Here is a 23,270-nt window from a genome sequence, read left to right as displayed (position 1 = left end):
AGCAGGCAGAACTCATGACCCCCAGCATTCATCGTTACGCCCGCAGATCCAGGCCGCAAGCGGGCTTCACGCTGCTCGAAATCATGGTGGTGGTGGCGATCATTGCCATTCTCTCCACGGTGGTGGTGCTGAGCCTGGTTGGAAATGTCGACAAGGCCAAGGTTGCCAGAGTGCAGAACGATGTGCAGGCGCTCACCTCGGCGCTGGAAATGTACAAGCTCGACAACTTCGTCTACCCAACGACGCAGCAAGGCCTGGAAGCACTGCAAACTCGACCAGGTGGCAATCCGCCGGCGCCCAATTGGAAGTTGTATGTCAAGAAGCTTCCGAACGACCCGTGGAACCGTCCATACCAGTATCTGAGTCCAGGTCAACACGGCGATTTTGATGTGTACTCGCTGGGTGCCGACGGAAAAGTGGGCGGCGAGGGCGAAGACGCCGACATCGGAAACTGGTGAATGCGGCAACGCGGCTTCACCCTCCTGGAAATTCTCGTGGTGGTGGCGATCATCGCCATCCTCTCGGCTGCCTTGATGCTCTCGGCCGGCGGCGCCGGCAGTGACCGGCAGATTGAAGACGAGGCCCAGCGCATGCAGCAGGTCTTGCGCTTGCTCTGCGATGAAGCCGTGATCGAGGGGCGCTACGCCGGTTTCGGTTACGCCGCGCAGATGTACGCCGGTTACGAATTCGGGCCACAAGGTTGGCAACCGGTGAAGCATCAGGGCCCTTTGCAGGCACACACTCTGGTACAGGGCCTGGGCTTGCGTGAATTGGGATCCGCCGAGGCCTTGCCGCGGGCGCTGCCCGAAGATCCCCAGGTGCTGTGTACGCCGGCCGGAGAGTTGGGGGATCACGATCTGCTGCTCAGCGTCGAGGGCGTGCGCGAGGGTTGGCGACTGACGCTGGACAAGAGCGGTGCCAGCCAGCTCAGTGCCTGGCAGCCGCCATGAAATCGCGCGGTTTCACGCTGCTGGAAGTGATGGTGGCGCTGGCGATCCTGGCCATTGCGCTGGCGGCCTCGGTGCGTTCGGTCGGCGAGCAGGCGCGCGCCCGCGATCTGCTCCGGGATGACAGCTATGCCCGCTGGGTGGCGGCCAATCTGATCGCCGAGACCCGGATCAGCGAGGGCTTCCCCTTGCCGGGAACCCGCGAAGGACAGAGTCGCATGGCCGATCGCATCTGGCGCTGGCGACTGATCGTCAGCGACACTCCCGAGGGTGATATGCGCAGGCTGGACGCCGAGGTCTACGATGGCGATGAACCGATCGACGCCCGCAGCCCCCGGGTGCGCTTGAGTGGATTCGCCAGCGGCCGTGACCGCCGCGAATGACCAGCCCGCGTTCACAATCGGGATTCACGCTGCTGGAGTTGCTGGTGGCTGTGGCGGTGTTTGCCGTGGTGGCAGCCATGGCTTATTCGGGTCTGGATCTGTTGCTGCGCAGTCGTGCCGGTCTGGAACAGGCCTCCGAGCGCCAGCGCGCCATCGATCTGGCGGTACTGAATCTGGAACGCGATCTGCGCCAGGCATTGCCGCGCCCCATTCGTGGTGCCTATGGCGAGCTGCAGTCGGCCATGGTCGGCAATGCCGTGGCTGCCGAATGGACGGTGCTCGACCTGGGCAGCGCCCGCGACGGCGTGCGCATGGAAGCCACCCGCGTGCGCTACGCGCTGGTTGATGGCGCGCTGTGGCGGGCTCGTGATGCCGTACTCGACCGCAGCCCGCGTGAGAGCGCGCGCTCCAGGCGGCTGCTCGAAGGCGTGCAGCGCCTGTCCTGGCGCTATGTGCAGAGCGCCCGTCAGCGCCTGGATCAATGGCCGCCGCGCACCGGGATCAGCGCACCCGAGCGCCTGCCGCGGGCAGTGGAAGTCACGCTGGTGCTGGAAGACCGCGGCGAGATCTCGCGGCTGATCGAACTCCCGGAGCAGCCGCGATGAAGCCCCGCAGAGAGCGCGGTGTGGCCCTGATCGTGGCGCTGCTGGTAGTGGCACTGGCTGCGATGATCGCGACCCGGCTGTTCACCACCACCGGCGCCGATATTGCCCGCAGCGAGTCGCAGGCCCGCCTGCTCGATGCCCAGCTGCTGTCCCAGGGCATGGAGGATTTCGCGCTGGTGCTGCTCAAGCGGGATCTGGATCTGGGCGATGGCATCGACACCCGCAACGACCAGTGGGCCAGCACGCTGCCGCCGCTGCCGGTGCCGGGTGGTCGCGTCGGAGGTGCCCTGGTGGATCTGGATGGGCGCTTCAACCTGAACACGCTGGTGCGGGTCAATGGCCCCGATCCGGTCGCCAGAGCCCGCTTCGAACGCATGCTGGCGGCACTCAAGCTCGATGTCGGGCTGGCCGACGCGGTGATCGACTGGATTGATGCCGACAGTCAGGTTTCGCCGCAGGGAGCCGAAGATCTCGATTATCTGCGCGCCGATCCGCCTTATCGCGCCGCCAACCGGCCCATCGTGCATGTATCCGAGCTACTGCGCATCAAGGGTATCGACCGCGAGGCCTACAAGCTGCTGGCGCCCGAGGTCTGCGCACTGCCGCCGGAAACAGGGATGAACATCAACACCCTGAGCGTGGTCGGGATCATGGGTCTGGCCGATGGCATCAGCCAGGATCTGGCCAAGCGACTCTGGCGTGGCGGCCGGGCCCAGTACCGGTCGGTCACCGAGGTGGTGGATGAACTCGGCAAGGCCGGAATCATCCTCGACCCTGCGGCAATGCAGGATTTCAAGGTCTCCAGCAACTATTTCCTGGCCCGCTCCGATGTCGAACTGGTTGGCCGGCAGTACCGCTTCTACAGCCTGCTGCAGCGCAACGCCGGCGGAGGTCGGGTATTGCAGCGTGCGCAAACGGCTTTCGAGTAGACTGCGGGCCATGATCCTGGAAACCTCAGTTGACCGCATGTTTGATCCTGGTTTGACGCTGTGAGTTTGACCCGATTGTGGTTGCGCGTGGCGCCGACCGGCGCCATCGAATGGTTGTGCCGAGATGGCCAGGGTCGCTTGATCCTCGGGCCGGGCGTGTGCGCCAGCGGCACCGTGCAGGCTTGGCCGAAAGTCGACGAAACCGTGGTGGTTTGGGCTGACCAGAGTCTGGTGCTGCGGCGCGTCACGCTGCCCAGTTCCGGGCGCAGCAAATGGCGCACGGGACTGCCTTATCTGGCCGAAGACTGGGTGGCTGGCGATGTCGCGGAACTCCAGGTCGTGGCACCGGCAAGTCTGAGCGGTCACGCCACCTGGGTGGCGGTGGTCGAGAACAAGCGGCTTGAGCAACTGCTGGAAGAACTGCGCGGCGTGGGTGTGACGCCGGACAGGGTCATACCCGAAGCCTCCTTTCTTGGCCCCGGACGCAGCGCCGACGCGCTGTTGGACGGGGGCAATGCCAGCTTTGCCAGCCCCTCGGGACTGGCCGGCGGTTGTGAAACCGATCTGCTGGAGATGATGGTCGGCGAGCCGCTCACGGGCTTGCGCCTGCTGTCCACCGCCGGCAGTGCCGATGGCGTCCACGCCGACCACATCGATTCAGTACTGCGCTGGCTGTCCCTGCAGCCGGTCGATGAGGGTCTGATCGATCTGCTGCAGGGTCGTTTCGCCCCGGCCGGCAGGCAGCAGGCCGCGGGTGGCTGGTGGCGTATCGCTGCGGTCGTGGCCCTGATCGCGCTGGGGGTGCACACGCTGGTGCTGGGCCTGGAGGTTTACAGCCTGAAGAGTCGCGAAAACGCGCTCTCGACCGAGCTCGAAGCCAAGTTCCGCGAAGTCTTCGGTCCCGACGAGCGCATGGTCGATCCGGCCTTCCAGATCCGCGTCGCCTACGATCGACTGGGCAACACCGGCGTCGCCCGCGCCGAGGCCCTGACGCTGCTCAAGGGCATCGCCCCCTTGCTGGTGGCCGACAGCCGTCTGGTCCTGGAGGGATTTGTCTACGATGCGGGCACGCTCGAGGTTGCCGTGCGCGCGCCCGATGCCACGCGCTTCGAGGGTCTGCGCGAACAGTTCCGGTTGAACCCGCAATTGCAGGTCGAGATCGGCAGCACCTCCTACGAGGGCAATGAGGTGATCGGCCGTCTGCGCATCCGGAGGCAGTCATGAAGGCCTGGTGGGCGGGATTGCAGCAACGCGAGCGCCGCCTGCTGCTTCTGGCGGCACTGCTGCTGCTGGCCTTGGGCTACTGGCTGTGGGTGCTGCGGCCGTTGGCGACGGCGCGTGTGGAGTTGCAGATCGCGGTGGAATCATTGGAAAAGGCGCGGGCGGAGGCCTTTGCGCAGGCCGATACCATTCTGGCGGCGCGTGTCGTTGCCGCGCCCAAACCGGTGCGCTCGCTGTTCGCGCTGGTCGACAGCTCGGCCCGTCAGGCCGGGTTGATGACTGCGCAAACCCGGGTGGAACCGCTGGCCGAAGACCGGGTTCGGGTGACCATGGATGGGGTCAATTTCGACCAGATGGCGGCCTGGATCGAGGGTCTGGATCGCGACGAAGGTGTGGACATCAGCGAATGGTCGGTGGATCGCGCGCTGGTGCCGGGCATGGTCAACGCGGCAGTCACGCTGCAGGCCTCGCGTTGAGTCATCAGTGATTGTGGATTGGAGATCAATGAAGCGTTTCTGGATCTTGTTGGTGATCGTGGCCGTGCTGCTCAGTGCGGCCGTTGCAGTGGCCCTGACCTTTCCGGCCGCCGTGGCCTGGGGCTGGATCTCCGAGCGCGCGCCGGATGTGCGGCTGCAAGGGGTGGATGGCACGGTCTGGAACGGCAAAGCCACCCGCATCAGCGTGCGTGGACAGGTGCTTGGGCGCCTGCAGTGGCGCTTGTCGCCGTGGCAGCTGTTGGGCGGCAATCCGCGCTTGTACCTGGAGGTCGATGGTCCGGGTCTGAAGCTGGCCGGCGAGCTGCTGCGCCATGACGCCGAGCACATCGCCATCGAACATCTGAATGTCGAAACCGAAGCCGGCTGGCTGGCGCCGGCCCTGGCCATCCCGGAGCTTGAGCCCACCGGCATGCTGGTCAGCCAGGACGCCAGTCTGATTCTGGCGCGCACCGGTTTGCCGCAGGCGCTGGATGCCCGCATCGAATGGCGCGAAGCGGGCGTGCGCGGACAGGTCATCGCCCGACTGGGCACCTTGTTGATCGAGGCCAGAGGCAAGGATGGTCGCATCGATGCCGAAGTCCGCGACAACGGCGATGGCGAAGTCCAGATCGAAGGCAAGGCCAGCATCGACCAGAACCGCTATCGCAGCGAGGTGGTCCTGGTGCCGCGAGTGAGCGAAGGACCGGTGGTTGAAGCACTGCAATGGGTAGGCCAGCCGCGCCCCGAGGGCGGGCGCCTGCTGATTGTCGAGGGCACGATCGTTCTGCCGGGAGCGAGCTTGTGAATCTGGATCTGGATCAGGCGCTGGCCGTGGCCCGCAATGCCGCATTGGCCGCAGGAGCATTGATCAACCGCCATTACGCCGAGGGTGTTGCGGTGCGGATCAAGGCCGACGCCACCCCGGTGACCCAGGCCGATGAGGACAGCGAGCAGATCATCCGCGAGATTCTGCTGCAGGCCTATCCCGACCACGCCATCTACGGCGAGGAGGGCGGCCATCAGGGCAGCAGTGACTATCTGTGGCTGGTCGATCCCATCGACGGCACCAAGAGCTTCGTGCGCGGCTATCCGATGTTCTCGACCCAGATCGGGCTGATGTACCGCGGCGAACTGCTGCTCGGTGTGTCCCATGCCAGCGCCTATGGCGAAACCGCCTGGGCCCGCCGCGGCGGCGGCGCCTTCCTCAATGGCAAGCCAATCCGGGTGGCGGCTACGGAGCAATGGTCCCAGGCCAGCCTGTCCACCGGCAATCTGAAGACGTTGGCGAGCGGAGCGCGTTGGTCGGTGCTGGCCGATCTGGTTCGCGGTGCCCATCGCACGCGCGGCTACGGCGATTTTCTGCATTACCATCTGCTGGCCGCAGGCTGCATTGATGTTGTGCTCGAGTCGGACGTCAACATCCTCGATATTGCGGCATTGGTGGCGATCATCCGTGAGGCGGGCGGGGTGTTCACCGATCTGGAAGGGCGCGAGATCGGCTTGAACACGAGCTCCGTACTGGCCGCAACCCCAGCGCTGCATGCGCAGGTGCTGGCACGGCTGCAGTCGGTCTGAGCGAATGCGGCGAAAATTCACTGACAGCTGCGACAGTTTCACCGTCTGCGCCGCGTCCAGACGTTAGACTCAGGCGCATGAAAGCTCTGCCTCTGATACACGAAACCCGGCTGGTCGAACCGCGCTACAAGATCGAGCAGATGGACCTGGAGTTCGCCAATGGCGAAAAGCGCACCTATGAGCGCATCCACGGTTCCGGACGCCCGGTGGTGGTGATGGTGCCCATGCTCGATGCGGAAACGGTGTTGTTGACGCGCGAATACGCCGCTGGCCTGCATCGCTACGAACTCGGTCTGCCGCGCGGTCGGGTGGATCCCGGCGAGTCGCTGCTGGAAGGCGCCCAGCGCGAACTCAAGGAAGAAACCGGCTATGGCGCGCACGAGTTGCTGATCCTGCGCACCCTGTCTCTGGCACCCACCTACATGAGCCATGTCGCCCATGTGGTGCTGGCGCGGGATCTCTACGAGGAGCGCCTGGAGGGCGATGAGCCCGAACAGATCGAAGTGGTGCCCTGGAACATCAACCACTTGCATGAACTGATCGGCATGGACGAGTTCAGCGAAGGCCGGGCCATGGCGGCGCTGTTCCTGGCGCGGGAATGGTTGCAGCAGGATCGCGAACAGCGATGAAATCGCGCTATTCGGTGGCAGATCTGGAACAACTGCTCGAAGGCGTGATCGCCGCTGCCCGCGGTGCCGCCGGCGACATCATGGCAGTCTATGGCGGTGCCTTCGACGTCGAGCACAAGTCCGATACCTCGCCGCTGACCGAAGCCGATATGGCTTCGCATCGGCGTCTGACCCGCGAGATAGCGCCTCTCGATGGCGCCGTGCTGGTGCTCAGCGAGGAATCCGGGCCGGAACAGTTTGCCGCACGTCTGCATACGCGCCATCTGTGGCTGATCGATCCGCTTGATGGTACCCGCGAGTTCGTCAAGCGCAACGGCGAGTTCTGCATCAACGTGGCCCTGGTCGAAGACGGTATTGTCCGTCTGGGCCTGCTGATGCATCCGCCGAGCGGCACCCTCTGGTACGGCGCGCAGGGAATGGGATCCTGGCGGGTGGACGTACAGGGCCGGCATCCGATCAGGGTGACCCAGCCCTGTCCCACGCCGATCCGCGTCGCTGCCAGTCGCTCGCATGGACACCCGGCGGTCGAGGCCTATTACGCCAGGCTGGGAGAGATCGAGCGCTGTCCGCAAGGCAGTGCCCTCAAGTTTGCACGCCTGGCCCAGGGCGAGATCGATGTCTACGCGCGGCTGGCGTCACGCTGCAGTGAGTGGGATGTGGCGGCGGGTCAGTGCATCGTAGAACAGGCCGGTGGCCAGGTCGTCGATGAGCGCGGTCAGCCCTGGCGCTACAACCAGCGCGACAGCCTGATCGTGCACAACTTCCTGGCTTTCGGCGATGTGACTCGACCTTGGCTGGAGGCCATTGATGGCAGCGCCGTCCACGATTGAGCGGCTGCTGGCGATCATGGCCCGGCTGCGCGATCCCGAGCGCGGCTGTCCCTGGGATATCGAGCAGGACTTCGCCAGCATTGCCCCGTACACCATCGAAGAGGCCTTTGAGGTGGCCGACGCCATCCAGCGCGGCGCGCTCGGTGACCTGCGCGATGAACTCGGCGATCTGTTGTTGCAAGTGGTGTTTCATGCGCAGATGGCCAGCGAGCAGCAGGCCTTCGATTTCAACGACGTGGTGGCGTCCATCTGCGACAAGATGGTGCGCAGGCATCCGCATGTCTTCGGCGATGCCGTCGTCAAGGATGCAGCAGCGCAGACGGTGGCCTGGGAAGAACTCAAGCGTGCCGAGCGCGATCAGGCCGATCCCAGCGTATTGGCCGACATCCCCCATGGTCTGCCCGAATGGATCCGCGCCCGCAAACTGCAGAAGCGCGCCGCCAGCGTGGGTTTCGATTGGCCCGATGCCGCCGAGGTACTGGCCAAGCTCGATGAAGAACTGGCGGAGCTGCGCCAGGAAATCGACACCGATGCACCCCGCGCGCGCCTGCAGGACGAATTCGGCGACGTGCTGTTCGTGATGTGCAATCTGGCCCGCAAGCTCGACATTGACCCGGGTGCCGCGCTGCGTGGCGCCAACGCCAAGTTCGAGCGCCGTTTCCGGCACATGGAAGCGATGGCGACGAGCGACGGCCAGGCCCTGCAGGGGATGTCCCTGGAGCAGCAGGACGGGTTATGGTCGAAGGCGCGACAGGCCGATCATCGGGGCGAGCTGTAGTACACCCTGCCGAGCAAGCTCGGCACTACAACAGCCTCGTACTCCGCAGCTCTGGTAGAGCGGAGCTTGCTCCGCTGCTCTGGCTGGGCTTTGGCTCTGCATCTGGCAGCAAAGCCGCAATCCCTGCCGAGCAAGCTCGGCACTACAACAGCCTCGTACTCCGCAGCTCTGGTAGAGCGGAGCTTGCTCCGCTGCTCTGGCTGGACTTTGGCTCTGCATCTGGCAGCAAAGCCGCAATCCCTGCCGAGCAAGCTCGGCCCTACAACAGCCTCGCATAACGCAGCTCTGGTAGAGGCGCCTGCTCCGCTGCTGTGGCCTCTTGCTTCGGCTTTTCGCCTGAGCCCTGGGCGGTTGCCTTCCTTCGCATGGCAACGCAAGATGTATCTCGTCGAACCGCGGTCACTCCCATGAGCACCGAAACCCAATCTGCACGCATCGCCAGCTTCGCCGAGTTCTACCCCTACTACCTTGGCGAGCACAGCAATCGCACCTGCAGGCGCCTGCATTTCATCGGCAGCACCGGGGTGCTGGCGCTGCTGGCCTGGGCGATATACAGCGGCAATCCCTGGTGGCTGCTGGGCATGCCGCTGATGGGCTACGGATTCGCCTGGGTGGGGCATTTCTTCTTCGAGAAGAACAAGCCGGCCACCTTCACCTATCCGCTGTGGAGCCTGATCGGCGACTGGGTGATGTACAAGGACATCCTGATCGGCAGGATCCGGTTCTAGCCCGCGTAGGTCGCGTTGGCCGCGTAGCGGGCTAAGTAACCTTGCTTGCAGTGCCGGCGAGTGACCTGCCTCAGGGGCACTGTCGTCACGTAGCCCCTGCGGGGCAACGTGACCTACGGACAACATTGACCTTCGTGCTCAGGTCGCCAGGCTACCGGCGCCAGCGGATCAGCAGCCAGGCACAGAGTGCAGCGAAGGCGATGGGGATCAGGATGCGCGCGCCGCCAGCCATGACCCGCGGCAGCAACAGCAAGGTCAATGCAACCGCTGCAATGCCACCGGCCATCAGGAAGCCGCGGCCCATGGAGCCGGTGTAGGCCGGATCCGGCGGCGCGACGACATGGTGAGCATGGCTGACGATCCGGCGCCAATCCATGTCGCGCACTTCCTCTTCCTGCAGCGGTTCGCTGTCGGGCGTCCAGTTGAAGGCGCGGGACAATCGCACGATCTGGATGGCACTCAACTGCCCGCCATCGACCAGCCAGTCGCGCAGGTAGGCGTCGGCGCCGCGCCGGGTCTGCTCGTCGCGCCAGGCATGCACCCGCGACAGGGCGGCGGCGAAAGCGTCGAAATCGGGCGACTGCCGCACCAGTCCCAGCACCGTGGTCGCCAGCATGTCGGCCGAGGGCAGGGGTGGATGTTCCGGCCTCAGCGCCGGCAGTTGTCCCGGACTTGCTGCATCACTGTCCTTCCACGGATCCGGAAATTCGGAGTGATGCAGATGCGAGGGGTCGCGTTGCTCGGCGATCTCCAGCGCCAGATGAAATGCGCGCTCGATGTGCTTGCGCTCGTCGGGATCGCTCTCAGCTCCTTGCTGCGCCAGCCACGATTCCCGCGCCGCGCGAATTTCCGCCGGCGTGGATTGTTCGGGCAGGCCAATGGTGCTCCAGGGCCAGGACATGGGTGAATTGAACTCCGGACAGGCTACATGCGGAACACGCCGAAGCGCTCGGCTTCGATGGGCGCGTTCAAGGCGGCGGAAATGGCCAGACCCAGTACCCGGCGGGTGTCGGCCGGATCGATGATGCCATCGTCCCAGAGGCGTGCGCTGGCGTAATAGGGGTGACCCTGGCGCTCGTACTGCTCACGGATCGGCTGCTTGAAGGTCTCTTCCTCGTCGGCTGACCAGGCCTTTCCGGCGGCTTCGAAGCCGTCGCGGCGAACCGTGGCCAGCACGCTGGCGGCCTGCTCGCCGCCCATCACGCTGATGCGCGAATTGGGCCACATCCACAGGAATCGCGGCTGGTAGCCACGACCGCACATGGCGTAATTGCCAGCGCCGAAACTGCCGCCGATGATCACCGTGAACTTGGGTACGTGCGAGCAGGCCACGGCCGTGACCATCTTGGCGCCGTCCTTGGCGATGCCGGCATTCTCGTATTTGCGGCCGACCATGAAGCCGGTGATGTTCTGCAGGAACACCAGCGGAATATTGCGCTGGTTGCACAGCTCGATGAAATGCGCGCCCTTGAGCGCGCTCTCGGCAAAGAGGATGCCGTTGTTGGCGACGATGCCCACCGGATAGCCGTGGATGTGGGCGAAACCGGTCACCAGGGTCTTGCCGTAGCGGGCCTTGAACTCCTGGAACTCGCTGGCGTCGACGATGCGGGCGATGATCTCGCGAATGTCGAAAGGGATGCGGCTGTCGCGGGGGACGATGCCGTAGAGCTCCTCGGCGGCATAGCGCGGCGGCTGCGGCGCGCGCAGCGCCAGTGGCATGTGCTTGCGACGATTCAGGTGGGCAACGACCTCGCGGGCAATGGCCAGCGCGTGGGCATCGTTCTCGGCAAAATGGTCGGCGACACCGGAGCGGCTGGTGTGCACCTCGGCGCCGCCCAGCGACTCGGCATCGACCACTTCGCCGGTCGCCGCCTTGACCAGTGGCGGACCGCCGAGAAAGATCGTGCCCTGTTCGCGCACGATGATGGTTTCGTCGCTCATCGCCGGCACATAGGCGCCGCCAGCCGTGCACGAGCCCATGACCACCGCAATCTGCGGGATGTTCCGGGCCGACAGCCGCGCCTGGTTGTAGAAGATGCGTCCGAAATGCTCGCGGTCGGGGAAGACCTCGTCCTGCAACGGCAGGAATGCGCCCCCGGAATCGACCAGATAGATGCAGGGGAGGGCGTTCTCCAGGGCTACTTCCTGGGCCCGCAGATGCTTCTTCACGGTCATCGGGAAATAGGTGCCGCCCTTGACCGTGGCATCGTTGGCGACGATCACGACCTCGGTGCCGGACACCCGGCCAATGCCGGTGATGACGCCAGCGCAAGGCGCCTGACCGTCGTACATGCCGTGGGCCGCCAGTGGCGACAGCTCCAGAAAGGCCGAACCCGGATCCAGCAGTGCGCGGATGCGTTCGCGCGGCAGCAACTTGCCGCGTTCAGTGTGCTTGTTGCGGGCCCTCTCGCCCCCGCCCAGCGCCACCTGATGCAACTGCTGGTGCAGATCCGCAACCAGCGAGCGCATCAGTTCGGCATTCGCGGCGTAGTCGGCGGCGCGGGTGTCGACCTGCGATTCGATGGCTGGCATGTAGGGAGTCCTTGCGTTGCGGTCGCTGTAGCGCCGGATTCTAGCCCGCCCGCTTGGTGAGAGTCCCGGTCGCCCCTGGCCGTGCGTTTGTTCGCGCATCAAACGGGGCAGGGGAACCCACGTCGCGGCACAGTCAGATCATGCGTCAAGGTTTGCCCCCTGCCCCTTGCCCCTTCTTTTCGATCAAGTAGATCAAAGGGGTGCGATAAGTCCGGTGAGAGTCCGGGGATGGTCCCGGGCGCCTAGCCGCGCATGATGCCGACATCGCGCCGGGCCACGGCCATGCCGACCGCAAATCCGGCGACCACATCCACCAGCGCCATCAGGGTGAGCAGTGCAAAGGTCGTGTTGCCCGCAGCCGGCCACAGCAGGAATTCGAGCAGCAGCACGATGAACAGCAGCAAGGACAGCATGTGATCGATCAGCGAACCTTGGCCCGTGAAAGTGGCCTTGAAGACCTCGACGAAGAGCGCCGCCAGGGCAATGGCCAGCACTGCAGTGCCGCTGGTCAGGCTGAACTCGGTTCCGGACGGCAGCGTCAGCGTCAGCCAGGCCGCGTCAACACCACTTCCACCCATCAACAGCACGTGCAGCAGGACGGCGGGAATCAACAACAGCGGAATGCTCTTCATGCCCACTCAATGCGGAGTTTCGGCCGACCAGCATAGATCAGAAAGGTCATGCCCGGCATTGCGCCGGGCATGGCCAAGTCAAGGCGAAAGACTCACTCGCCCGAGGGCTTGTCGCCTTCCTTCATCTCGTCCTTGATCTCGTCGATCTTTTCGCCGGCAGCATCCGCGGCAGCTGCGGCGGCGGCAGTGGCTTCGTCGGCGGCGGCCGTTGCGGCGTCAGTCGCGGCAGTGGCAGCATCGCTGGCAGCGGCAGCCATGTCATCGGCAGCTGCATCCGCAGCCTTGGCAGCATCGGTCATCGCAGCCGCAGCATCCTGTGCCGGCGTGGCCGGCGCTTCCTGCTGGGTCGCAGGCTTTGCTGGCGGTTCGTTGGTGTTGCTGCCCTGGTCGCCGCAGGCGGCCAGCAGTGCGAGCGACGCAGAAACGGCCGCGAGCTTGAAGAACTTCATACAGTCCATCCTTGAATCAGATTGAGGGAACCCATCGAAGATGGGTGACCGAAGTCGCTTCGGCGGACATCATTCTAACTGGGCTGATAACGATTGACACCTCAAGACCAGTGCCGATGGTCATGGCTGGTGGCAAAACGTGGTCCTGTGAGCGCGCAAACCCTGTTCCAGGGCTTGCGCGGTTCTGACCTGGCAGGGATATCAGAGAATCTCGATGGCCACCGCAGTGGCTTCGCCGCCGCCGATGCAGAGTGATGCCACGCCACGCTTGCCGCCTCGTCGCTTCAGGGCGTGCAGCAGCGTTACCAGCAGGCGGGCGCCGCTGGCGCCGATGGGATGGCCGAGCGCGCAGGCGCCGCCGTTGACATTGACCTTGGCTGGGTCCAGTCCGAGCTCCCGGATCGGTGCCATCGCGACTACCGCGAACGCCTCGTTGATCTCGAACAGATCGACCTGCTCATGGCTCCAGCCGGCCTTGGCCAGCACCTTGGCGATAGCCTGAACCGGTGCAGTAGTGAACCACTCGGGTTCCTGCGAGTGAGTGGCATGGGCCACCACCCGCGCCAATGGCGTGAGTCCGCGGGCGGCGGCCGCCTCGGTGCTGGTCAGCACCAGGGCTGCGGCGCCGTCAGAGATCTTCGACGAGCTGGCGGCGGTCACCGTGCCGTCCTTCTTGAACGCCGGGCGCAGACTCGGAATCTTGTCGATATTGCAGGCTGGCGGCTCTTCGTCGGCGCTGATTACGACGTCGCCCTTGCGCCCGGCCACCGTCACCGGGGCGATCTCGTCAGCAAAATCGCCATTGGCCTGGGCGGCGAGGGCACGCCGCACCGATTCGGCCGAATAGGCGTCCTGTTCTTCCCGTGTGAAGGTGTACTTGCCAGCGCACAATTCGGCGAATTCGCCCATGGCCCGACGGTCGGCTGCGTTCTGCAGGCCGTCCAGTGCCATGTGGTCAAGCACTTCCGAGTGTCCGAAGCGATAACCGAATCGGGCCTTCTGCAGCAGATATGGGGCGTTGGTCATCGATTCCATGCCGCCAGCGACGACGATCTCGGCCGATCCGGCCTTGATGGCATCGTGGCCAATCATCAGTGCCTTCATCCCGGAACCGCAGACCTTGTTCAGAGTCGTGCAGCCGGTGCTCACGGGAATGCCTGCCTGCAAGGCAGCCTGGCGAGCCGGCGCCTGACCGAGTCCGGCCGGCAGCACGCAACCCATCAGCACTTCGGACACGTCCGCGGGATCAACACCCGCAGATTCCAGTGCCGCCTTGATGGCGGTGGCACCCAGTGTGGGCGAAGGCACGCCGGCAAAGACACCGTTGAACGAGCCGATGGCGGTGCGCCTGGCGCCGACAATCACTACATTGGACGAACTCATGCTTGACCTCTGACTTCGACCCGCGCGCAGGCGGTGGGGGCCGCATTATGGCAGTGCAGCATGGATTTGACTCTCGGCCATTGGTCGCGTGCGCAGGGCGGGCAGGAGATCGTGACTCGCAACGCGGCCCAGAGGTTCCCTGGCACTGCGACAGTTTGCGAATCGCTATCGCGGCGGACCTCGCTCTGCGCTAGGCTGCAGTGATGGGGGAGTCGCAGCCATTCAGGCGACAAAGCTCACGCTGGGTGCACAACCGGGCGCAGCCTTTCCACGCGTTCATTTTCGCTCTGCTGCTGCTTGCAGCGCTGCAGACCGCCATTGCGGCTGACGGGGCCTCGGTACGCTTTCGCAACATTGGTGTGGAGCAGGGCCTGTCGCAGGTCTCGGCGACCGACATCCTCGAAGATCGACACGGCTTTCTCTGGGTGGGTACCCAGGATGGTCTGAACCGATACGACGGCTATCGATTTCAGATCTTTCGTCATCAGAGCGCCAATCCCGACTCCCTGAGCGACAACTACGTGTTGTCTCTGGCAAAGAGCGAGGATGGCAGTCTCTGGGTGGGAACGCTGAATGGACTGGATCGGCTCGACCCGATGACCGGGAAATTCGAGCATTTTCCGGTCGGCGATGCCCCGGGCGATCTGCATGATTCGCTGGTGACCGATGTGTCGGTGGCCACCGATGGCAGCGTACTGGTGTCTACCCGACGCGGCGGTATCCAGCGCCTCGATGTCGCCACTCGAAGATTTGTCGATGTGCCGGAGTTGCCGGCCTTCAAACAGCGACAGCGCGTGCTGCTGGTGCGCAGGGATGGCGTGGTGCTGGTCAGCAACGACCTCGCGGTGCTGGAGTGGAACCCCACCAGCGCCGATGTCCGGGAACTGCCGTTGGAAGGCGCGGGTGCCATCGGTGGTGTGCTCGCGGCCAGCCTATCGCCCAATGGCGGCTACGCGCTCGGCACCGTGGCCGAAGGTGTGCTTCTGACCGATCCTGAAGGTCGGGTATTGCGGCATCTGCGCGCCGACGATGAGATCAATCCACTGCCGGACAACGCCATTCGGGCACTGCATTACGATCCCCGGAATCGTCTGTGGATGGGCACGGCACAGGGGCTGGCCAGAATCAATCCGGATGATTCGGTCACGATCTGGCGTTCCGACTCGGCCGACCCCACGGCCTTGCCGGGGGATCGTGTGGTTGCCCTGCACGAGGATCGCAACGGTCTGCTCTGGGTCGGGACCTGGACCGGCGGTCTCGCGCGATTCGACCCCGCGACCGAGGAGTTCCGACTGTTGGCGCAGCGTACTGCGGACGGCGCAGGCTTGCCGGCGAACGCAGTCTCGGCCCTGTCAGCCGACCCCGATGGATCCATTTGGCTGGGCATGGTCGACCGCGGCGGTGTCGTTCAGCTCAGTGCCGACGGCAAGATACTTCGGCGGATGGATAGCCATTCCGAGGCAGCCTGGCGGCTGAGTTCTGACGATGTGTCGGGTTTGCTGGCGGTGCCCGATGGCCTGTGGGTTGGGTATATCCGCGGTGGCCTCGATTTCTTCGGAGCCCAGGGGCTGGCCCGGCGATTCCTGCCGGGTGATTCGCCCGACAGTCTCAACGGAACGTCGGTGCAAGCCCTGGCCGTAGACCACGACGGTTCGCTGTGGGTTGGTGCTCTGGGCGGTGGCGTGTACTCGCTCTGCGCCGATTGCACCGAACCTCGGCGTTGGCCGGTGGACGCTGGCGGACAGACCGGGCCGGTCGGCAGTTCCGTGAATCAGATCATGGTCTCGCGAAATGGTTTTGTCTGGTTTGCGATTCGCCGTGGCGGCCTTTCCTGGTATGAGCCGGCGAGTGGCCGTTGGGGTGCACTGAAGGAATCCACAGATGGCGAACTCGGACTGCCCGGGGAAACCGCCACCAGTCTGTTCGAAGATGACAAGGGCATGCTGTGGGTAGGTACCCAGGGTGCCGGTATCAGCCGCATCGCGCGCGACGCCGAGGGTCGTCCGCAGTCGCTGCAGAATTACTCCGAGTCCGAGGGCCTGGTCTCTGCCATGGTCGGTGCCTTCCTCGGTGCTGGCGATGGCAGCGTGTGGGTCAGTACCACGCGAGGTTTGTGCCGGATCATCACGACGCAAGAAGTGGTCTTCGAGTGTTTCGGCGATCGCGATCCTATCCTCGGTATCGACTTCTTCGTGGCGTCCGCGGCCACCGACATCCGAGGTGGCTTGCACTTCGGCAGTTCCCGTGGGCTGGTGAGTATTGCCAACCCCGCACAGGCGCATTTTCCGACCGGCCAGGCAGCCGTGGTGTTGACCGAATTGCGGGTGGGCAATCGGCCGATGTTTCCGGGCGAGCCCAACTCCCCGCTGGAGGGCCCGATCGAGAACGCCGAGAAGGTGCGCCTGCGCTACGACCAGGACTTGCTGTCAATTGAATTTGCGGCGCTCGATTTCCGGCGATCCATGTCCGTGCAATATCGCTATCGGCTTCGGGGTCGTGGCAAGGACTGGATCGAGACCGAGGCCACGCGACGCACGGCCACCTTCATGGGTTTGCCATTCGGCAACTATCAGTTTGAAGTCGAAGCCCTGGATGGAGGCTCGGTGGTGGGTCGCCGCGAGTTGGCGATCGAGGTGCTTCCGCCGCCCTGGCTGACCCCGGCGGCCCGTCTGGGCTATGCGCTGTTGCTGGGTCTGCTGATCGCGCTGGCGGCCTGGCGGTTCCGGGTGCGCCTGCGCGAGCGCGAGAAGGTCCAGGACACGCTGGCGCAGAGCGAGGCCATGCTCAAGTACTCGCTGTGGGGCAGTCGCGGCGAACTCTGGGACGCCGATCTGGTGTCCGGTCGGATGATCCGGCGCAATCGGCTTGAGCATCTGGCCGTGACCCGCGAGGCCAGCAACGACAGCCTGGAGGCCTACGCACCCTTTGTGCACGAGGACGACCGGCCCCGATTCAATGCGGCCATGGTGGCCAGCATGAAGGGTTCGGCCGATCTGTTCGAATGCAGCTACCGCAGTCGCGACATCGATGGTCAGTGGCGTTGGCTGCTGTCGCGGGGCCGGGTGTTCTCGCGGGACGCCATGGGCAGAGCCACGCGCATGGTCGGCACCACCTTCGACATTACCGAATTGCGGGCCAACGAGGACGCCCTGCGCAAGTCGGAAGACCGGCTCAATCTGGCGCTGTGGAGCAGCGGCGACGAGATGTGGGACATCGATCTGGCCGGTGGCGTGGTCCGCCGGGAGAATCCGCTGGCGGTCGTCGCGCTGTCACCAGAAACGCAGTTTGCGTCCCTGCAGGACTACATGAAGCATGTCCATCCTTCCGATCAGGAGCGGCTGCGCAATGCCCTGATCACGCACCTGAAGGGAGATGTCGACCATTTCGAGTGCGGTTACCGGGTGGTGGCTGCGAACGGTGGCTGGCTGTGGGTGCTCGGCAGGGGGCGTGTGCGGGCCCGCGACGAGCAGGGCCGGGCCACACGTCTGGTCGGCACCAATCGTGACATCACCCAACTCAAGCAGGTCGAGGAAGATCTGCGCCGGCTCAACGAGGAACTGGAAGTACGTGTTTCCAAGCGCACCGAGGCGCTGGAGCAGAGCAACACCGATCTCAAGCGCACCCTGGACCAACTGACCCGGGCACAAAGACAGCTGGTGGAATCGGAAAAGCTGGCGGCGCTGGGCGGCCTGGTGGCGGGTGTGGCGCACGAGATCAATACGCCGCTGGGCGTAGGGGTCACGGCGGCATCGCATCTGCAACAGGAAACCGAGAGTCTGGCCCGCCTGATGGCGGACTCGCGCATGACCCGAGCCGACCTGGATCGCTTCATCGAACAGGCTCGGCTGAGCAGCGATCTGGTGTTGCGCAATCTGGATCGTGCCAGCCATCTGGTGAAGAGCTTCAAGCAGGTGGCAGTCGATCAATCCAGCGAGCAGCGCCGGGTCATCAATGCCCGCGACTATCTCGGTGAGATCCTGTTGTCCCTGCATCCGCGAATCAAGAAGACCCGGGCCAAGGTTGTGATCGAGTGTCCCGAGGATCTGACCATGGATACCTATCCAGGGGCGCTGTATCAGATTGTCGTCAACCTGGTGATGAATTCCCTGGTGCACGCCTTTGACGACGACACCGAGGGACAGATCCGGATCGAAGTTCAGCGGCAAGACGACCTGGTCTCGCTCGAGTATCGGGACAATGGCAAGGGCATGCCCGAAGACATCCGTCGGCGCGTGTTCGAACCCTTCTTCACCACGCGCAGGGGCAGCGGTGGCAGTGGTCTGGGCCTGCATATCGTCTACAACCTGGCGACCCAGATCTTGCGCGGCACGGTCAGTTGCGACAGCGAACTCGGTCAGGGCACCAGCTTCCGCTTCCTGATACCCAGAATTGCGCCGGCCGGCGCTGAGACCGCCGAAGCCAAGAGGAACGGCGGATGATGCGGGCGATCGCGGCAGCCTGCTTGGCATGCGTCTGGCTGCTGGCATTCCCGGCGCTGGCCCAAGGGGGCGAGGCCACCATTGATTCGGTGCGTTTCCGCAATTTCGGGATTTCCAGTGGCCTGTCCCAGGTCACCGCACGGGCCTTGCTGCAGGACGAGCGCGGATTTCTCTGGATCGGTACGCAGGACGGGCTCAATCGCTTTGACGGTTACAACTTCAAGGTCTATTCCCGCGATCGGCGCGACGCTTCGAGTCTGGGTGACAACCACATCACAACCCTGGTTCGTGGCGACCAGGGTTTGATCTGGATCGGAACCATGTCCGGTGGGCTCAATCGGCTGGATCCGTCGAACGATCAGATCATGGTCTATCGCAACCGGCCCGATGCAGCCGACAGCCTGGCCGCCGATGGCGTGGTCTCGCTGCTGAAGATGGCGAGCGGCAGCCTCTGGGTCGCCACCACGGCCGGCGGCCTGCAGAGCTTCGATCCGGAGTCGGCGCTGTTTACCGGGATTGGGCCTGCTGCCTCCAGACTGGGAGTGATCCGCAGCATGATCGCCCTGCCTGATGGCGGCGTCTGGCTGGGTGGCACCCGCGGCTTGTGGCGCTACCAGCCCGAGCAGGATCAATGGGCGCCAGTGGCTTCGGATCTGGCCGGATTGAGTGATATCCAGGCGCTGGCAGCCGACCGCGATGGCAGTCTCTGGGTCGGCACCACCCGGAGCGGGCTCTGGCATCTGGACGCCGAGGGCCGGGAACTGATGCAGTACCGCAATGAACCCGGTCGCAGTGACGCCTTGCCCGATGATCAGGTGCGGGCCTTGCTGTACACCCGCAGCGGCCAGCTCTGGGTGGGTACCATGAATGGTCTGGCCATTCACCAGCCGGCCTCAGATCACTTTCTCACCTGGCGCTACGACGCCGGCGATGCCGGCAGTCCGGCCGGAAACCGCATTGCATCCCTGTACGAAGACCGCGACGGACTGATCTGGATCGGCTCGTGGACTGGCGGATTCAGCATCCACAACCCGGCGACCCAGGTGGTCCGGTTGATCCGCAATCATGGTCGAGACCGGACCAGTCTGCCGGCGAGTCCGGTACGGGCGCTTTGGATGGACCATGACGGCACGCTCTGGATGGGCATCCTCGAAGGCGGTGGCCTGATTCACTACGATCTCGAGCGCGGCGTGCTGCAGCGTTGGGTTCACGACCCTGGCGATCCTGACTCGCTCGCGGGTGATGTCGTGCAGTCGATTGCGCGCACGCCTGACGGTCGCTTGTGGGTCGGCACCCAGGGTGCCGGCATCTCGCGCATGCGTATCGATGGCAGCGGCTTCGACCACTTCAAGCGCGGCGATCAACCCGGAAGCCTGGGCGACAACGTTATCCAGGTGCTCTACATCGATCGCGTCGGGGAGCTGTGGGTGGGCTCGGAAACGGGCGGTCTGGCGCATTGGCTGGGCGAGGAACGGGGCTTCGAGGTCTATCGGAACGACCCCGCCGACCCTCGGAGCCTGCAGACCAACAGCATCTACAGCATCGCCGAAACGCGCGATGGCAGCTTCTGGGTGGGCACCTTCGGCGCTGGTCTGGCCCGATTCGATCGCAGCAAGGGCCAGTTCGAGCACTTCCGGGAAGAGCCTGGAAATCTCACTTCCATCAGCCACAACTCGGTGTCCATCGTCACTGAAACCCACGATGGTGTGATGTGGGTGGGGACTCAGGGCGGTGGGATCAATCGGGTGGATCGCTTTGCTGATGGCACGCTGAAGTTCACGGCCATCGGCAAGCGCGAGGGCCTTGGAGCCGAAGCCATCGGCACCCTGATCGAGGATCGCAATGGCATCCTCTGGATCGGCACCACCGTCGGGGTCAATTCCTATGATCCTGCCACCCGTGAGGTGCGCAGTTTCAGCGCCAGCGATGGCATGGACAAATCCGGCTATTTCATCGGCAGCGTGGCCCGGGGCGAAGACGGCATGATCTATTTCGGTGGCCTGCGCGGGGTGCTGGCTTTTGATCCCGAGCATCTGCCGCAACGTGGACGGGCGCCGCGCGTGGTGCTCACCGAATTGCGCCTCAACAATGCGCCGGTGCGGTTGCGGCACATGGATCCTGACTCGCCCTTGCCGCGAGCCATTCATGCCGTCGATGAGCTGAATCTGCCGCCGGGCTTGTCGAGCGTTGCTCTGGACTATTCGGCGATGGATTTCGCCAATCCGGATGGTCTGCGCTATGCCTACCGGCTGGATGGTCTGGACACGGACTGGATCCAGAGCGCCGGACTGTCGCGAACGGCGGCCTACACCAATCTCAGCCCCGGCGACTATCTGCTGCGTGTGCGCGCCAAGGACGGCGAGGGTGGCGACTATGGTCCGGAGACACGGCTGCGCCTGAGCGTGTCTCCGCCGGCCTGGCGCAGCAATGGCGCCATTGCTGGCTATGTGGCCGTGTTCAGCCTGTTGGTGGCAGGCCTGGCGCTGATCACCCGTCGGCGCTGGGAGCGTGACCGTCGCGCCGCCGAGGCCGTCCGCCGCAGCGAAGAGCGGCTGAAGCTGGCGCTGTGGGGGAGTCGCGACGAGCTCTGGGATCTGGATCTGCGCACCGGCAGGATGGACCGCGAGAACATCCTGCCGATCATCAGTCACGCCGCCCAGGTCCAGTTCAAGAGCCGCGAGCAGTTCCTGAAGCAGGTCCATCCTGACGATCAGCCCGATGTGCTGAATGCGCTGAATCAGCATGTGCTTGGCGAATCCGAGTTCTACGAAAACACCTTCCGCATGCGCACGCTGGATGGCACCTGGTGCTGGGTGCTTTCGCGTGGTTTTGCGGTGGAGCGCGATGCCCAGGGACGGGCGCTGCGCATGGTCGGCACCAGTCGCGATGTCAGCGCCAGCGCCGAATCCGCTGAAGCCCTTCGGCGCCTGAATGACGAGTTGGAACAGCGCGTGGAGGAGCGCACGCGGGCGCTGAGGCTGTCCAACCGCGAGCTGCAGTTCACGCTCGGCGAACTGAAGAACATGCAGAAGCAGCTGGTGGAATCCGAGAAGATGGCGGCGCTGGGTGGACTGGTGGCCGGCATCGCCCACGAGATCAACACGCCACTGGGCATCGGCGTGACCGCCGCGTCGCACCTGGAAGACGCCACCCGCGAACTGATGAAGGTCATCGCCGATGGCCGGATCACGCGCTCGACGCTGGCGGCCTATCAGAACGACGCTCTCAGCAGTGCCCAGCTGATTCTGTCCAACCTGCGCCGAGCTGGCCAGCTGATCAAGAGCTTCAAGCAGGTGGCGGTCGATCAATCCAGCGAGCAGGCGCGTGAGATCGATCTCAAGAGCTATCTCGAGGAAGTACTGGTTTCATTGGGGCCGGCGCTGAAGAAGACCGCGCACAAGATCACCATCAGCTGTCCTGAAGATCTGCATGTGCGCACCTTCCCGGGTGCCATTTCGCAGATCGTGGTCAATCTGGTGATGAATTCGGTGATCCATGGTTTCGAGGGGATCGCCGAGGGCGCGATTCGCATCGAGTGCCAGAGCTATGACGAGGAGTGGTTGCTGCTGTATCGCGACAATGGCGTGGGCATGAGCGAAGAGGTGCGCCAGCGCGTGTTCGATCCCTTCTTCACCACCAAGCGCGGCCAGGGCGGCAGCGGCCTGGGCCTGCACGTGGTCTACAACCTGGTGACTCAACTGCTGCATGGTTCGCTGGACTGCATCAGTTCGCCCGGGCAGGGCGTGGAATTCCAGATTCAGATGCCCAAACGTGCGGATTGAGCGGGCGGCTTGCGCATGGCGCCACGGATAGCCACCAGCAGCACACCCGAGAGCACCAGAGCGCCGCCGATCAGCAGGCGCGGGCCGGGGCGGTCACCCCAGACCAGCACGCCCAGGGCCACGGCAAACACCGGCGTCAGCAACAGCATCGGCGTCACCTGGGCCACCGGATGGCGCTGCAGCAGCACGAACAGCAGGCCGTGCCCGACCAGCGAAGCTGCCACCGCTGAATACAGCACGCCCGACCAATCCAGCCAGCTGGCGTCCGTAAACAGCGACCAGCTCATCGGCGTGCTGAACCAGGCGGCCAGCAACAGCGGCGGAATGCTGATGGCGGCCGTCCAGGCTTGCAGCTGGAAGGTGTGCATGCCCTTCAGTGTGCGCAGCAGGGTGGTGCCGAGGGCCAGCCACGCGGCCGCCATCAGCGACAGCCCCAGCGCCTTGGGCGCATCCAGCACCAGCGGATCGAAGCCCAGCAACACCACGCCGGAAAAGGCGATGGCAATCCCCAGTGCGGCACTGCGTGTGGGGCGCTCGCCGAGCAGCCACCAGGCCAGCAGTGCGGTCATCGGGATGTAACTCTGCAGGCTGATCGCCACCGAGCTGATGTCCCCGGCAGCCGCAATCGCCCAGAAATTGAAGCCGAAATGCAGCGCGCCATTGCACAATGCCACCAGCAGCAATCGAGCACGCATGTCCACTGGCACCGGTTTCAGCCAGCGCAGCAGAAACAGCAGAACCACCAGCAGGCGCAGCGCCGTGAACACCACCGGCGGAAAGTGCTTCAAGGCCGAGGCCGAGGCCAGGAAATTGCCGGCCCAGGCCAGGCAGATCAGCGTCACCAGCAGCAGGTCGCGGGGAGGTAACATGAGAGGCGCGCGATCAGAGAGGCGCGAAGCATCGCGCAGTGGCCGCGAGTGAACCATCAAGAGGCGCTGATCGGGGTCGGCCG

21 protein-coding genes are annotated in these 23,270 nt (G+C 64.6%); 15 read left to right on the top strand and 6 right to left on the bottom strand.

The genetic code is table 11. The annotated features are described in order from the left end of the window. Nucleotides 1-14 precede the first annotated feature (14 nt). The 13 genes from gspG to H7A19_10200 all read left to right on the top strand — a co-directional run bounded on the left by gspG (nucleotide 15) and on the right by H7A19_10200 (nucleotide 9,101). The gene (gene gspG / locus H7A19_10260; protein MCP5475206.1) at nucleotides 15-458 is read left to right on the top strand and encodes a type II secretion system major pseudopilin GspG; all 444 of its coding nucleotides are present in this window, start codon (nucleotides 15-17) and stop codon (nucleotides 456-458) included. After that, a complete protein-coding gene (locus H7A19_10255; GenBank protein MCP5475205.1) occupies nucleotides 459-950 on the top strand; it encodes a prepilin-type N-terminal cleavage/methylation domain-containing protein in 492 nt (163 codons plus the stop codon). Further along, a complete protein-coding gene (gene gspI / locus H7A19_10250) occupies nucleotides 947-1,330 on the top strand; it encodes a type II secretion system minor pseudopilin GspI (protein ID MCP5475204.1) in 384 nt (127 codons plus the stop codon). The genes H7A19_10255 and gspI overlap by 4 nt, the downstream gene beginning before the upstream one ends. After that, the gene (gene gspJ, locus H7A19_10245; protein ID MCP5475203.1) at nucleotides 1,327-1,935 is read left to right on the top strand and encodes a type II secretion system minor pseudopilin GspJ; all 609 of its coding nucleotides are present in this window, start codon (nucleotides 1,327-1,329) and stop codon (nucleotides 1,933-1,935) included. The genes gspI and gspJ overlap by 4 nt, the downstream gene beginning before the upstream one ends. Then, the gene (gene gspK / locus H7A19_10240) at nucleotides 1,932-2,864 is read left to right on the top strand and encodes a type II secretion system minor pseudopilin GspK (protein ID MCP5475202.1); all 933 of its coding nucleotides are present in this window, start codon (nucleotides 1,932-1,934) and stop codon (nucleotides 2,862-2,864) included. The genes gspJ and gspK overlap by 4 nt, the downstream gene beginning before the upstream one ends. Nucleotides 2,865-2,924: 60 nt before the next feature. Beyond that, entirely contained in the window at nucleotides 2,925-4,088 is a 1,164-nt protein-coding gene (locus H7A19_10235; protein ID MCP5475201.1) for a hypothetical protein, read from the top strand. After that, complete coding sequence (locus H7A19_10230; GenBank protein ID MCP5475200.1) at nucleotides 4,085-4,561, top strand: type II secretion system protein M; 477 nt, start codon at nucleotides 4,085-4,087, stop codon at nucleotides 4,559-4,561. The genes H7A19_10235 and H7A19_10230 overlap by 4 nt, the downstream gene beginning before the upstream one ends. Nucleotides 4,562-4,589: 28 nt before the next feature. Beyond that, a complete protein-coding gene (gspN, locus tag H7A19_10225) occupies nucleotides 4,590-5,366 on the top strand; it encodes a type II secretion system protein N (protein MCP5475199.1) in 777 nt (258 codons plus the stop codon). After that, on the top strand, nucleotides 5,285-6,136 hold the full coding sequence (locus H7A19_10220) for an inositol-phosphate phosphatase (GenBank protein ID MCP5475198.1): 852 nt from the start codon (nucleotides 5,285-5,287) through the stop codon (nucleotides 6,134-6,136). Before gspN ends, H7A19_10220 begins: the two co-directional genes overlap by 82 nt. Nucleotides 6,137-6,213: 77 nt before the next feature. Further along, entirely contained in the window at nucleotides 6,214-6,765 is a 552-nt protein-coding gene (gene nudE, locus H7A19_10215; protein ID MCP5475197.1) for an ADP compounds hydrolase NudE, read from the top strand. After that, entirely contained in the window at nucleotides 6,762-7,595 is an 834-nt protein-coding gene (locus H7A19_10210) for a 3'(2'),5'-bisphosphate nucleotidase CysQ (protein MCP5475196.1), read from the top strand. The genes nudE and H7A19_10210 overlap by 4 nt, the downstream gene beginning before the upstream one ends. Further along, nucleotides 7,573-8,373, top strand: coding sequence for a nucleoside triphosphate pyrophosphohydrolase (gene mazG / locus H7A19_10205; protein MCP5475195.1), 801 nt, complete (start codon nucleotides 7,573-7,575; stop codon nucleotides 8,371-8,373). The genes H7A19_10210 and mazG overlap by 23 nt, the downstream gene beginning before the upstream one ends. A 407-nt stretch (nucleotides 8,374-8,780) precedes the next feature. Continuing rightward, nucleotides 8,781-9,101 carry a DUF962 domain-containing protein gene (locus H7A19_10200; GenBank protein ID MCP5475194.1) on the top strand — a complete coding sequence of 107 codons (321 nt, stop codon included), beginning with the start codon at nucleotides 8,781-8,783 and terminating at the stop codon, nucleotides 9,099-9,101. A 151-nt stretch (nucleotides 9,102-9,252) separates the two neighbouring features. Here H7A19_10200 and H7A19_10195 read toward each other — a convergent pair whose 3' ends face one another. The 5 genes from H7A19_10195 to H7A19_10175 all read right to left on the bottom strand — a co-directional run bounded on the left by H7A19_10195 (nucleotide 9,253) and on the right by H7A19_10175 (nucleotide 14,097). Beyond that, entirely contained in the window at nucleotides 9,253-10,002 is a 750-nt protein-coding gene (locus H7A19_10195) for a hypothetical protein (GenBank protein ID MCP5475193.1), read from the bottom strand. Nucleotides 10,003-10,025: 23 nt separating this feature from the next. Next, nucleotides 10,026-11,633 carry a methylcrotonoyl-CoA carboxylase gene (locus tag H7A19_10190; GenBank protein ID MCP5475192.1) on the bottom strand — a complete coding sequence of 536 codons (1,608 nt, stop codon included), beginning with the start codon at nucleotides 11,631-11,633 and terminating at the stop codon, nucleotides 10,026-10,028. Between the two features lie 242 nt (nucleotides 11,634-11,875). Then, complete coding sequence (locus tag H7A19_10185; protein ID MCP5475191.1) at nucleotides 11,876-12,265, bottom strand: hypothetical protein; 390 nt, start codon at nucleotides 12,263-12,265, stop codon at nucleotides 11,876-11,878. 92 nt (nucleotides 12,266-12,357) lie between these two features. Beyond that, nucleotides 12,358-12,714: a hypothetical protein gene (locus tag H7A19_10180; protein MCP5475190.1), complete on the bottom strand. Its 357-nt coding sequence runs from the start codon at nucleotides 12,712-12,714 to the stop codon at nucleotides 12,358-12,360. A gap of 201 nt (nucleotides 12,715-12,915) precedes the next feature. Next, complete coding sequence (locus H7A19_10175) at nucleotides 12,916-14,097, bottom strand: thiolase family protein (protein MCP5475189.1); 1,182 nt, start codon at nucleotides 14,095-14,097, stop codon at nucleotides 12,916-12,918. A gap of 203 nt (nucleotides 14,098-14,300) precedes the next feature. Here H7A19_10175 and H7A19_10170 point away from each other — a divergent pair, with 203 nt between their 5' ends. Then, nucleotides 14,301-18,536 (top strand): PAS domain-containing protein, encoded by a 4,236-nt coding sequence (locus H7A19_10170; GenBank protein MCP5475188.1) that lies wholly within the window; start codon nucleotides 14,301-14,303, stop codon nucleotides 18,534-18,536. After that, nucleotides 18,533-22,318 (top strand): PAS domain-containing protein, encoded by a 3,786-nt coding sequence (locus H7A19_10165; protein ID MCP5475187.1) that lies wholly within the window; start codon nucleotides 18,533-18,535, stop codon nucleotides 22,316-22,318. The genes H7A19_10170 and H7A19_10165 overlap by 4 nt, the downstream gene beginning before the upstream one ends. Here H7A19_10165 and H7A19_10160 read toward each other — a convergent pair. Next, nucleotides 22,294-23,187, bottom strand: a complete 894-nt coding sequence (locus tag H7A19_10160; GenBank protein MCP5475186.1) for a DMT family transporter — start codon at nucleotides 23,185-23,187, stop codon at nucleotides 22,294-22,296. The two genes, H7A19_10165 and H7A19_10160, sit on opposite strands and share 25 nt — an antisense overlap. Between the last annotated feature and the right edge of the window lie 83 nt (nucleotides 23,188-23,270).

It is taken from the genome of Rhodanobacteraceae bacterium (assembly GCA_024234055.1).
In the GTDB taxonomy this organism is placed as follows: Bacteria; Pseudomonadota; Gammaproteobacteria; order Xanthomonadales; family SZUA-5; genus JADKFD01.
Note: the sequence above shows the minus strand (reverse complement) of the source record. Positions and strands in the feature narration are given on the sequence as shown.